At 33.6% G+C, this 12,640-nt stretch carries 10 protein-coding genes; 9 read left to right on the top strand and 1 reads right to left on the bottom strand.

Going from position 1 to position 12,640, the window contains the following annotated elements; genetic code table 11:
* The first annotated feature begins 8 nt into the window (after positions 1-8).
* The 7 genes from QMG30_RS00935 (at position 9) to QMG30_RS00905 (ending at position 10,234) form a co-directional block, all read left to right on the top strand.
* Complete coding sequence (locus QMG30_RS00935) at positions 9-1,409, top strand: alpha-L-fucosidase (RefSeq protein ID WP_281811269.1); 1,401 nt, start codon at positions 9-11, stop codon at positions 1,407-1,409.
* Positions 1,410-1,428: 19 nt separating this feature from the next.
* Complete coding sequence (locus QMG30_RS00930; protein ID WP_281811267.1) at positions 1,429-2,508, top strand: glycoside hydrolase family 18 protein; 1,080 nt, start codon at positions 1,429-1,431, stop codon at positions 2,506-2,508.
* Positions 2,483-3,769, top strand: coding sequence for an alpha-L-fucosidase (locus QMG30_RS00925; RefSeq protein ID WP_281811264.1), 1,287 nt, complete (start codon positions 2,483-2,485; stop codon positions 3,767-3,769). Before QMG30_RS00930 ends, QMG30_RS00925 begins: the two co-directional genes overlap by 26 nt.
* 8 nt (positions 3,770-3,777) lie before the next feature.
* Complete coding sequence (locus tag QMG30_RS00920) at positions 3,778-7,260, top strand: transglutaminase domain-containing protein (RefSeq protein WP_281811262.1); 3,483 nt, start codon at positions 3,778-3,780, stop codon at positions 7,258-7,260.
* Between the two features lie 97 nt (positions 7,261-7,357).
* Positions 7,358-8,365 (top strand): LacI family DNA-binding transcriptional regulator, encoded by a 1,008-nt coding sequence (locus QMG30_RS00915; protein WP_281811260.1) that lies wholly within the window; start codon positions 7,358-7,360, stop codon positions 8,363-8,365.
* A gap of 17 nt (positions 8,366-8,382) precedes the next feature.
* Complete coding sequence (locus QMG30_RS00910; protein ID WP_281811258.1) at positions 8,383-9,372, top strand: glycoside hydrolase family 130 protein; 990 nt, start codon at positions 8,383-8,385, stop codon at positions 9,370-9,372.
* 277 nt (positions 9,373-9,649) lie between these two features.
* Complete coding sequence (locus tag QMG30_RS00905; RefSeq protein WP_281811256.1) at positions 9,650-10,234, top strand: helix-turn-helix domain-containing protein; 585 nt, start codon at positions 9,650-9,652, stop codon at positions 10,232-10,234.
* Between the two features lie 163 nt (positions 10,235-10,397).
* On the opposite strand, the gene QMG30_RS00900 is transcribed toward QMG30_RS00905, so the two are convergent.
* Positions 10,398-11,078: a Crp/Fnr family transcriptional regulator gene (locus tag QMG30_RS00900; protein WP_281811254.1), complete on the bottom strand. Its 681-nt coding sequence runs from the start codon at positions 11,076-11,078 to the stop codon at positions 10,398-10,400.
* 226 nt (positions 11,079-11,304) lie between these two features.
* Between QMG30_RS00900 and QMG30_RS00895 the strand changes: the two genes are divergently transcribed.
* Both QMG30_RS00895 and QMG30_RS00890 read left to right on the top strand, forming a co-directional pair.
* On the top strand, positions 11,305-11,916 hold the full coding sequence (locus QMG30_RS00895) for a class I SAM-dependent methyltransferase (RefSeq protein WP_281811252.1): 612 nt from the start codon (positions 11,305-11,307) through the stop codon (positions 11,914-11,916).
* 248 nt (positions 11,917-12,164) lie between these two features.
* On the top strand, positions 12,165-12,626 hold the full coding sequence (locus QMG30_RS00890; protein WP_281811250.1) for a hypothetical protein: 462 nt from the start codon (positions 12,165-12,167) through the stop codon (positions 12,624-12,626).
* The last annotated feature ends 14 nt before the right edge of the window (positions 12,627-12,640 follow it).

The following is a 12,640-nucleotide window of genomic DNA, read 5'->3' as shown; positions in this document are numbered from 1 at the left end:
AGGACAATATGGCTAAATTAGAAGATATGGAAGAAAAGCAAGGAATAGAAGATAAAGAGGATGTAGTAGAAGAAGGTGTCCATAATTATAGTACAGAAGAATACTATGTAGCTCCAACAGATCCAAAAGTACTTCAAAAGTTGGAATGGTTTCAAGATCAGAAGCTGGCTTTAATGATGCACTGGGGAGTTTATTCACAACTTGGGATTGTAGAATCCTGGGCGCTTAGTGATGCTGATGCTGAATGGTCAAGAAATTGTATTGATTGGGAAGTTACAGGAGAAGAATTCAAAAAGCAGTATTTTGATCTTAATAAAACATTTAATCCCATTCGTTTTCAACCAGAGAAATGGGCTGAAATAGCGCAAGAAGCAGGAATGAAATATTTCATATTCACCACCAAGCATCACGATGGATTCTGTATGTGGGATACGAAATATTCAGATTATAAAATAACTAATGAAGATTGCCCTTTTCACACTCATAGATATGCGGATGTTTGCGCTCATCTTTTTGAAGCTTTCCGTAAAAAGGGAATCGGTATAGCTACCTATTTTTCTAAGGCTGATTGGCATATAGATAGCTATTGGAATACTAAGTTCGAGAAAGGAAGCTATCAGAATAGAGGACCATCTTATAATCCATCTGAATATCCAGAGGAATGGGAACGATTTGTACAGTTTACTGGGAATCAGATTATGGAGCTAGGAACTAAATATGGAAAGATTGATATCATGTGGTTTGATGCTGGTTGGGTTTGTAAACAAAACAATCAAGATATAAGATTAGGCGAAGTAATCGATAAGATTAGGAAATTCCAACCGGGGATGCTATGTGCAGATAGAACTGTTGGAGGTGCTTATGAGAATTATGTAACACCAGAACAGTGTGTGCCAGATAAACCACTGAATATTCCTTGGGAAAGTAATATAACTCTAGGAAATTCATTCGCATATTCTTATGAAGATGATTATAAAGATCCAAGAGAAATTGTGAATCTTCTTATAGATATAGTTGCCAAAGGTGGTAACTTAGCCATCAATGTCGCTCCTCAGCCAGATGGACGATTACCCCAGAAAGCCATATGTTCATTAAAGGGTTTAGGAAAATGGTTAAAGATATATGGTGATGCCATCTATGGTACAAGAGCATGTAAGCCATATAAAAAAGATGGTATTGCTTTTACCAAGAAAGATGACGTAGTATATGCAATTCAAGGATTCAGTGATGAAACAGATAGTGTTGCAAAAGAAGTATTTATTCCCTATGAAGGAAATGTTAAAGAAATTAGATGCTTTAAAACTAATAAAGCGCTTGAATATAATAAAAAAGAAAATGGGTATATGATTCATCTACCAGAATATGAATCTGATGAAGCACCATATGCAAGAGTTTTCAGTTTAATATAAGAAAAAAAGGAGCCCACTTATGACCCAAATACATTTAATAGGTTATTTATCATTAAAAGACCTCAAATATTTCAAAGAAGAAGATATAAAAAAATCTGAGATTATTAATCTGGCATTTGCAAAAATAGTAGAAGGTAAAGTTATTTCTGATGTAAGTGACTATCTATCATATATTATAAAAGCAAGAACTATAAATCCTAATATCCGTTTCGTTCTATCTATTGGAGGATGGGGTGCAGGAGGATTTTCGACAGCTTCTAAAACAGCAAAAAGCAGAAAGAAATTGATAGAATCAGCTATAGATATTGTCGAAGAAGCTTCTCTTGATGGAATTGACATTGATTGGGAATATCCATGTATCAGTATCGCTGGAATCGATGCAGCAAAAGAGGATAAAGAGAATTTTACCCATTTGATAAAAGAGTTTCGTATGAACCTAGATAGAAGAGACATGCATAATGCATTGCTAACTATTGCTGCCGCAGGGGATGAATATTTTACTCGTTGTACTAGGATGGATGAGATTCATCAGTATCTTGATTATATTCAATTGATGACTTATGACTTACGTGGAGGTTTCACAGTTGTTACAGGACATCATGCCAATTTATATAGTTGTGAATTGGATTTATCCAGAGTAAGTGCTGATAAAGCTGTAAGAAATTATTTGAAAGCCGGAGTACCAACAGGCAAATTAGTTCTCGGTGCTGCGTTTTATTCTAGAATGTGGAAAGGAGTCCCTAACGTCCAGAATGGATTAATGCAGATGGCGAAAACAACAGGAGGATATGGACCTGATTTCCATGATTTATTAACGGGATATATTAATAAAAACGGATTCACAAGATATTGGGACAGTCAAGCAAAAGCACCCTACTTATTTAATGGAGATTGCTTTATCAGTTATGAAGACCAAGATTCTATTTATTATAAATTAGATTACATAAGGCAACGGGGACTATATGGTTTAATGTATTGGGAATATGGGACAGATATAAGTGGAACTCTCTTGAGTTTTATTGATAAAGAAAGAAAAAATTGTTTAACAGGTAGTGAAAAGGAGGAAAAAGTTAATGGAGAAATGGTTTCAAGAAGCTAAATTAGGAATATTTATTCACTATGGAATATATGCAGTAGATGGAGTTTCGGAGTCATGGTCATTCTATCATAACCGTGTTCCTTACGGAAAATATATGAAACAGCTTGATGGATTTACTGCTTCTACATTTGATGCAGACCATTGGGCTGACATTATAGCAAAATCAGGGGCAAAATATGCAGTATTGACAACCAAACATCATGATGGTGTAGCACTCTTTGACACTGAGTATAGTGACCTTAGTGTAGTGAAAAGAACTCCTGCCAAAAGGGATATCATCAAAGAATATGCAGAGGCCATCAAGAAAAAAGGAATCAGATGTGGTATGTATTTTTCCCTTCTTGATTGGTCACATCCGGATTATGCTAGTGTGTATGAAGATGGAGAAGTACCAGAAAACCTGTCGGATGTAAATAAATATTCTTATCCGATAGATGGGAAACAGGATTTTGAAGCATGGGAAAGATTTTTGAAATTCAACAATAATCAGTTGAGAGAAGTTCTGAGCAATTACGGAAAGGTGGATCTGTTATGGTTTGATGGAGACTGGGAACGAAGTGCGAAGATGTGGAATCTGCCAGAGTTCAAAGACTATCTGAAATCATTCAATGATAAGCTGATAATCAATTCCAGGCTACAAGGATATGGAGACTATAAGACACCTGAACAAGGACTTCCTATTACAAGACCCGAAGGCCCTTGGGAATTCTGTACCACGATTAATTGTTCGTGGGGATATGTTCCACAAGATAACCATTACAAATCCCTTAATCAATTGATACGTATGTTTTGCGATTGTATAACTATGGGTGGGAATATGCTATTGGATATTGGTCCGAAAGAAGATGGAACCATCGTACCTAAGGAAGAAGAGCTTCTTATAGGTATTGGTAACTGGATACGTGATAATGAGGAAGCCATATTCGGTACGAAAGAAGGTATAATGACCAGATATTATCTGGGAGGTTCTACAATGTCTCAAGATGAAGAGACACTGTATCTATTTGTATATGATAATCCAAAAGAACACATATGCCTGAAGGGATTATGCAATAAGGTGAAAAGAGCTACTGTGCTACATTCTGGAAAAGAGATAGACTATGAAATTCATGGTGGTGTACCTTGGTTTGATATACCTGGAACCATGTGGTTTGACTTAACTCCAGAAGATTGTCATGAAAACGTAACTGTTCTTAAGATAGAAGTTGAAGGAAAAATTGAGATGTATGGCGGCAGTGGAGCTGTTGTAACACATAACTAGGAGGAAAAATGAATTCAATAAGAGTACCAATACCTAAGATTGATTTTAATCCACCAAAATATTATTGTAAGCGGGCAACGAAGCCTTTTGTTCTTGATGGAAACCTTGATAAAGAGTTCTGGGATGATGCACCGTTCACAAGACTTTTCGTAGATATTGAAGGAGACAGTAAAGAAAAACCTTATATGGATACCCAAGTCAAAATGCTATGGGACGACGATAATATGTATTTTGGTGGAATTCTATATGGAGACGAAATATGGGCTACGTTAACAGAAAGAGACAGCGTAATATTTCAGGATAATGATTTCGAGATATTCATTGATCCTGATTCTGATACTCATGGGTATTTTGAATTTGAAATGAACGCTCTTAATACTGTATGGGATCTGTTTCTGACCAAGCCTTACCGTGACGAAGGAGGAAGACCTCTGAATGGATGGGATATCAAAGGTCTTCAGTCAGCTGTAAAGATTAATGGAAGTATTAATGAAATAAATCCTGATAATAAATATTGGATGGTAGAAGTTGTAATACCTTTTGATGCTCTTAAGGAAATGGCACCAAAATCTCAAAAGCCTGTTGTAGGTGATTATTACAGGGTGAATTTTTCAAGAGTTCAATGGCATGTAGATGTTATTGATGGAAAATACGTTAAAAAAGATAGACCTGAAGAAAATTGGGTTTGGTCGCCAACTGGTTTGATTAACATACATTACCCAGAGTTATGGGGCTTCGTCTTCTTCACTGAAAATGGAGAGGCTATGGATATTCCAGAAGTAGAGTATCTAAAATGGGAGCTGAGAAAGTATTATTATTATGAACATAGATATTATGATAGATATGGTAGTTTTACCACAGATATTTTTGCCTTAGAGATGGAGATGGAAAGTTCTATTTATCCTAGAATTGAAATTTCCAGCAGCAGTTTTGAAATCTCTTGCTTTACAGAAGATGGCAGCCAGCAAGTAATAATATATGAAGACGGTAGAACCACAGTATCAGGGCAAGCAGAGTATGAAGAGAAATTACGTAAAGTGCCTTATTCATTTATGTGTAAAATGAATGAGTCTGAGCAAGAGTGTATGAAATTCTTGTACAAATATATGCCACTATCGGATATTGCAGATTATGACCCAGAAGTATTTCTACAATTTTGTAGGCACAGCCTTTGGGTAAAGGGAAATATGCCTTGGGGTAACATTATTGATAAAGATGACTTCCTCAATTATGTGTTGCAATTCCGAGTCAACAATGAGGATATAGAATTTTATAGTTCAAGGTTTTATGAGGAATTAGCACCTAGAATTAAAGGAATGACTATGGAAGAGGCAGCTATAGAAGTCAATTACTGGTGTTTTGAAAAAGCAACTTATCAGTCAACGGATTCAAGAACAGGTTCTCCTTTTACAGTAATCAATAATGCTTATGGTAGATGTGGTGAAGAATCAACTTTTGTAGTAGCAGCACTTAGAAGTGTGGGTATCCCAGCAAGACAATGCTATACTCCTAGGTGGTGTCATTGTGATGACAATCATGCTTGGGTAGAAGTCTATACAGAAAAGGGATGGCGATTCTTAGGAGCTTGTGAACCAGAGAATAAGTTGAATCATGGTTGGTTCAGATTGCCTGCATCCAAGGCAATGCTTATACACAGTCGAGTACTATCTACTTGTTGTGCTGATGAAGTGATTACCAAACAAACTGAACGTATGACAGAGATCAACGTCTTATCTCATTATGCTAAGACTAAGAAAATTATTGTTTCAATTGTAGATGAAAATGAATGTCCAGTGCAGGATGCAATCGTTAGATTTGAGGTAGTCAATTATTGTGAATTTTATCCTATTGCTCAGTTGAAAACTGATGATCATGGTAATGTAACGTTTGTTACTGGACTTGGTGATCTGATGATCTATGTGCATAAAGGGAAGTCTTTTACTTATGAGAAAATGGATGTTTCCAATAAAGAGAATATCACTCTCATATTGAAAGATAAAACATATATGCCAACAGGAACAGAAAAATGGACAATGGTTCCACCCATAGGTGGAGTAGATGAAGAGATACCTTATACAGATGAAGAGAGTGCAGCACAAAAGAGAAGGAACGACAATGCTATAGATAAGAGAAAAAACTTTGAAGAAACATTTTTCGATGAAATAACTAGTAAAGAAAAAGCAAAGGAATACCCTATTCTTCATGAAGGAATATCTGATTGCTTAATGAAGGCTAGAGGAAATCATAAAGAGATATTGACGTTCTTGGATAATACTCCTGAGGATGAACTGTATTGGAAGGTAAAAATGTTAAGAGCCCTACCTCAAAAAGATATATCTGATGTGTTGGCAACAGAATTAGAGGAACATTTTACTTATTCAATTAAGTACAAGGATGATTGCGAGGAAAATATTTTCGTGGAGTATGTGATGAATCCTAGAACTTGGATTGAGAAAATTAGAAAGTATAGAAAAGAGATTATGGAATTTTTTACAGAAGAACAGCAAAGATATTTTAGAGAAGAACCACTTGAATTAAGAAAATGGATAAACTCTAATTTCCGCCTGATTGATGACAAGGAATATTCGAATCTATGTACGTCTATAAAAGGAATGATTAGAGTAAGAGGCGGGAATAAAATATCACATAAGATATTCTTCGTTGCTGTACTTCGTTCATTAGGTGTTCCAGCTAGGCTTGAAAAGTCCGATGGAAAATTAGCTTATCATAACAATGGAAAATGGAATTATATATATGAAGACAATAAGATAGATAAAAAGGAATTTGGCAAGTTGATATTAACAGGTGATAATAATGTAGAATACTATAAAAACTATACTGTATCACGTTTTGAAAATGGTTGTTATAAAACTTTAGATTTGGATGAAATAGAATGGGTTGATAATGAAGTAGAATATTACTTGGAAGAGGGTTATTATAGAGTGATTACAGCTAATAGACAGCATGATGAATCTAATAAAGTTCGTGTTGTTCATTGTAAAATCACAAGCAATCATTCAACTGAAGTACCACTAATTTTTGAAAAAAGTCACAATGAAAAAGGACAAGTGCCTGTTAAAGATTACTCGCTTATCACTAATAACAAAGAAAAAGATAGTTTACATAATCTATTGGATACAGATAATATAGTATGCTGGATCAGGCCAGGGGAAGAACCTACAGAGCATCTACTTAATGAATTCATAGAATTGAAGGAGAAATTTCGTAAGCTATCTACAAATGTTATTCTACTTATAAATAACGAGGATGAGTATGATGATAAGACTTTAAAGAAAGCTTGTAAAGAATTACCAGAACTAAAAGTTTTAATTGAATCAAGCTTAGAATTAGACGATATATATGTTGGATTCAATATGAAAGATTGTAGATTACCGTTAGTGTTGATTACACATAAGGAGATTGCAGGATTTGGATGGTGTGGTTATCAGGTTGGAATTGGACAGTTGCTTATAGAAAGTATTAACGAATAGATTTGTTAGCTAATTAATACTTAACTCGTTGCCATGAGATTACCAAAATGTTATAATGTGTAAAGATTAGGAAAATGTTTGTAAAGGGAGTCTAACAATGAAGAAAATCAAAAAAGTTACTATGCAGGATATAGCTGATGAATTAGGAGTTAGTAAAGTAACAATCTCTAAAGCTTTAAATGATAAAGATGGCGTTGGGCCAGAATTGAAAGAACAAATTTTACAAAAAGCTGAGGAATTTGGTTATCGTATATCCAAAATATCAAAAGATAAAGTAAAAAATATCGCTATATTTTTGGATCATAAGTATTTTGGGGAAGATACTAAAGCATATTTTTACGTAAAAATTTATCAAATGATAACTAAGCATTTAAGCGAGATTGGTTATATTGGAATACTAACAACGGTGGATCCTATGAATCATGCTAAGGAACTGGAACAAATCATTAATGGGCAAAACATTGATGGTATAATAATTCTTGGAAATCTAGAGAATGATTTTTTAGCAAAAGTTAGAAAGACTAGGTTACCAAAAGTGTTTGTTGATTATTATGATGAACTTTCAGATACTGACTGTGTTCTTTCGGAAAATATTTATAGCACATATGAGATTACGAAACATCTATTGAATTATGGACATCGTGATATTGGTTTTGTAGGTTCGATATCTGTAACCCAGAGTATATTAGATAGATATCTAGGATATTCAAGAGCGTTGATGGAAAAAAGGATTCCTATAAGACAGGATTGGGTTATTGATGATAGGAGCTCTTATAATGAAGCTATTGAATTTGAATTTCCAGAAGAAATGCCAACAGCTTTTGTATGTAACTGTGATGAAACAGCGCATCGTTTGATTAAGAGCTTGAAACAGCTAGGATATAAAGTTCCAGAGGAAATTTCTATTGTAAGTTTCGATAACGATATCTATGCCGATATATGTGAACCAAAACTAACGACTGTTGCTGTAGATATTGAAGGTATAGCAAGGACTGCTGTAAAGATAGTCAAACGAAAAGTAGAAACTTCCCCTAATTACACAAAAGGCATATCAATGATTAATGGTAAAATCATTTATAGAGATTCGGTGGTAAGAGTTAAGTAGGATTTGGAGGAGTAAAATTGACAAAGATCGTTGGAGATATATTAGAAAATATTCCTTGGCAAGAAAGAGCTTCTAAAGATTCTATGCCTATATGGAGATATTCAAAAAATCCTATTATCAATAGAAATGAAATACCTAGTTCGAATAGTATTTTTAATAGTGCGGTAATTCCTTTTAAAGATGGTTTTGCAGGAGTATTCAGATGTGATTCAAAATCATTAAGTATGAATATCTATGTGGGATTTAGCCATGATGGAATTAACTGGAACATTAATCACACTCCAATTGAATTTAGGGGAGAAAATGAAGAATTACTTTGTAAAGAATATCGTTATGACCCGAGGGTTTGCTTTATTGAAGACCGTTATTATATCACATGGTGTAATGGATATCATGGACCTACAATTGGAGTAGGATATACGTTTGATTTCAAGACATTCTATCAAATGGAAAATGCTTTTTTACCCAATAACAGAAATGGAGTTTTGTTTCCACGTAAAATAGGTAAGCATTATGCAATGCTAAGTCGTCCAAGCGATACTGGACATACTCCTTTCGGTGATATCTTCTATAGTCAGAGCGAAGACCTGGAATATTGGGGACATCATCGTCATGTGATGAGTACGGTTAAAGGAGATAAATCAGCTTGGCAGGGAACGAAAATTGGTCCAGGTCCTGTACCCATTGAGACAGATGAAGGTTGGTTATTGATATACCATGGAGTATTAACTACATGTAATGGCTACGTATATAGGATGGGATGTGCCCTTCTTGATTTAGATGAACCATGGAAGGTTAAGATGCGTTCAGCTAATTACATATTAGCACCTTATGAATTATATGAATGTGTAGGTGATGTACCTAATGTAGTTTTTCCATGTGCCGCATTAACTGACAGCGGGACAGGAAGAATTGCTATCTATTACGGTTGTGCAGATACTGTTACTAGTCTAGCATTCACTACTGTGGATGACTTGATTGATTATATGAAAGAAAATCCTTTATAGATTAATGATGTGATTTTATACAATAGGGCTGAAAAGCCCTTTTTTTGGTAAAATACGAAAGTTCTACTTTTATTTTCCTTGAAATCTTTTATGAGGCGTAGCCTCTTTGATCTTTACTGGAAGTACTAATTCTTATCTATGTAATAGAAACGTTTTCATATGCTCTAAGGAAACTTTAATAATGGATAAATACGCTGCTTTTGCATTCATAACTCTACTAAGAGTTTATTGTCTACAAGATATTTTTTGGATATAATCATATATAGAGGTGATTAAAATGGATTGCGAAAAGATTGGTTCTCTGATTCGTACTTTGCGTTTAGAAAAGAACATGACTCAAAAGAATTTGGCTGATGAATTGAATCTAAGTGATAAAGCTATCTCTAAATGGGAGCGGGGACTTGGGTTGCCAGATGTATCATTACTCCCTAGTCTATCAGATGTTCTGGGAGTAAATATTAGAGAAATGCTTAATGGAGACTTGATGGAAAATGAATCTGTAGGAGGAAACATGAAAAATCTAAAATACTATATATGCCCCATATGTGGAAATGTAACTGTTAGTACAGGTAATATTACTATGGCATGTTGTGGAAGAAATGTTGAAAATGATGAACCCAAGAAAGCAAAAGGAAATGAGATGATGACAGTTGAAATAATTGAAGATGACTGGTTCATAACAAGCAGTCATCCTATGGCAAAAGACAATTATATATCATTTACAGCTTTTGTTATGAGTGAGAAAATCGAGGTAATCAAACATTATCCCGAATGGAATCTACAATTACGTATTCCTAGATATGGACATGGAAAGCTTATATGGTATTGCCGAAAAGACGGATTGTTGTACCAACTATTATAATGATAGGGTTATTTAAGACAGGACTAATTCTAAGGTAACTTGGCATAATATTTTTTACTAGTCTTAGTATTAATATTTTTTTGCGATAATTTCAGCATTTGTTAAGATGCACAAAGAAAATATATTATTTAGAATAAAGGTAGCTGATAGAACAGTTACCTTCTTACAGAGATAACAGTTTTTCTAATCTTTTCATATCATGTATAATTATTTTTCGCTTTTTAAAGGATAGAATACCTTTCAGCTCTAGATTTCTCAATTCTCTTGACAGAGAAGTCCTAGAAACATTCATATATTCAGCCCATGCCAATTTGGAAAAGGGCAGTGTTATGCAATAGGTATCATAGATCTTGTTATTGTAAATCAAATAACCTGCTATTTTCTCTTGAATAGAGTTTAATGATAGAATACCAATCTTGTGTTTAAGTACAAGTGTTGAATTGGAGACTGATTCTAAGAAATTTAACATGAAATCTTTATCCAAGTCAAATAAATGTAAGAGGTCTGTTTTGGTTATAAATAAAATGGTACTAGGGCTACTGACCGAAACTGCATCAGGATAGAAGTCGATTCTAGAAAAAATAGAATCTGAAGCAATGAGGTCCAAACTTTTCTTTCTTTCAATAATAACTATTTTTCCCGATGGAAACAACTTCTGAATATCCACACTTCCTGATAATAGCATACCAATTTTGTCTGCAGTTCTAACAGGTGAAAATATGACTTCGTTTTCCTTGAAAGATTCGATTTTATATTGAATGTGAGAAAGTAGATTGTCAATTTCTTCTAATGATTTGTTCTTGAATAAATAACATTTTTGAAGTAATACTGATAGATTATCCATATAATTTCCTTTCATAAATATGTAAAGTGTATCAGCAGATACAGTTTCTTTAATTATACTGTACTATAATCAAAAAGTAAATGAAAACGAGTATTGTTTTTTAAATATTCAAAACATTAATAGGTCGAGGAGGTAATTTTGTGTACAGTGTTGGAATTGAGAAGATTCTACTATTGTTATCAATTAACAAATATTAGAATATAAAAAATGAAAGGAAATGATAAATATGCAAAACAATGATTTATGCAAAAGCAAAGATTCATTCAAACATAATCCAATGCACAGTAGCCGAACAAGAGGTCCTAGCAGTTATTTCTTGTATAATCAAGACATAATTTTTGATGAACTGAAAATCAAGAAAGGTTATAGGCTTCTGGATTTAGGATGTGGAGCAGGTGATTACAGTATTCAGGCATCTAAATTGGTAGGTGACTCTGGTATGGTCTATTCATTAGACAAGTGGAAGCAGATAATTGATAGGGTTGAAAAAGAAGTGAATAAACAAGGATTGATGAATGTTAAGACATTAGTATCCAATATTGAAGAAGAGATACCTATTGATGATGATTGTATTGATATCTGCTTAATATCTACAGTTCTTCATGCAATTGGTCTTAATGAATGCAAAGATATTCTATTTAATGAAATTCATCGTGTTCTGAAGCGTGATGGACGAATAGCAATCATTGAAATCAAGAAGACTGACACACCCTTTGGTCCACCCATGATGAATCGTTGGTCTCCAGAGGAATTGGAAGAAGTTATGAAACCTTACGGTTTTAGGAAAATCAGTTATTTGGATTTGGGTTATAGTTACATGATTCAATTGGGTATCTAATCAGGAAAATGTAATGTCATTCAAGGAAACATAGATGAACAGCAATTTCAATAATTATATAATAGATGACTAGTAAAATCATAGTCGAAAAAAAGGTAGCTGATAATAAGTCAGGTACCTTTTTTTGAAATTCTCGAATTCTCTTATTTATCTATGAATAAAACATCTCATCAGGTAAATTATATAGATAGAGAACAGGATAGTTTCTTATACGGAATATTATCTATTTCAGTTGAAGGAGGATATATATGGACTCAGCTTCAAGTCTAATATCTAAAAGGACAAAATCTTTTTTGAAGGAATATATTAAGATGGCAATCATTATTGCATTCATGTTATGTCTTTTAAGTTACCTAATATTAGCATATGAATTCTATAATTTGGTTTCTATATTAGTAGGTATATTTTTTTCACTTTGGCTTATAAGTGTTCTGTTCAATATCTATAAAATAATAATGGATAAATATCAAAATAATTTTTATACAAGAGTAGATCGTGTTTTAGTTATCTTAGACAAATATTATGATAGTTATTTCATAAAAAATAAATACTATCATGTAATACACTTCGATAATTATAATGATGGGAAAACACCATTTAAATACAATGAGAAGGATATTTCTTTTAAGGAAGATGAATTCATTGAATTTACCTATTTAGGTAGAAGTAAAATCATTATAGATGTTACTAATCAATTTGTTCGCCCTTAGTAATGCAGGTTGAT

It is taken from the genome of Vallitalea longa (genome assembly GCF_027923465.1).
In the GTDB taxonomy this organism is placed as follows: Bacteria; Bacillota; Clostridia; order Lachnospirales; family Vallitaleaceae; genus Vallitalea; species Vallitalea longa.
The sequence above is the reverse complement of the archived record's forward strand: the minus strand, read 5'-3'. Positions and strand labels throughout refer to the sequence as shown.